Raw genomic sequence first — 597 nt, forward strand, 5'->3', positions numbered from 1 at the left:
CGACCAGCCCGCGGACGCCGAGCGCGAAGGGCAGCAGGCCGAGCAGGCCGACCCACTGGTCGGGGACGACCGCGAGCCCCAGCGCCGCCAGGGCCGAGCCGGCCACGAGAACGGCGATCCCGGCGTACTGGCCGGCCACGATCTGCCACGGCCGGGGCGCGCCGCCGGCCCGCGCCGACAGGAACAGCACGGTCAGGATGACGAGGTCGTCGACGTTGGTCCCCGCGAAGACCGCGGCCGCGGTGCCGACCGTTCCCACCCCCGCCGCCCCGGCCGACACGATCAGCCCGGCCGACACGATCAGCCCGGCCGACACGACCAGCCCGACCAACCCGACCGACTCGATCACGAGGAAAGGGTAGCCAAGAAAATCTCCGAACCATTGCCGCGTATGCCGCGTATCTCCCTGCGAGCGGCCGGTCCTGCCTGACCGGCCCTCACGCGCGCGCGAAAGGGGCGATCATGCTGCGAGGTGCCTGGGGATCAAAAGCACGATTCGGGGCGATGGCGGCGGTCGCCGTGCTGAGCGTCCCGCTCGCCGCCGGATGCGCCGGGGCGGGCGGCGGTCCCGGCGATGCGACGGGTGCCACCGGCTCG

At 74.0% G+C, this 597-nt stretch carries 1 protein-coding gene; it reads right to left on the bottom strand.

The genetic code is table 11. The annotated features are described in order from the left end of the window. Positions 1-349: cadmium resistance transporter (locus DQW85_RS21725; RefSeq protein WP_240197335.1), on the bottom strand; the 349-nt coding region annotated here is incomplete at its 3' end. Positions 350-597 lie beyond the last annotated feature (248 nt).

This window comes from Nonomuraea lactucae, assembly GCF_003313395.1.
Taxonomy (GTDB): domain Bacteria; phylum Actinomycetota; class Actinomycetes; order Streptosporangiales; family Streptosporangiaceae; genus Nonomuraea; species Nonomuraea lactucae.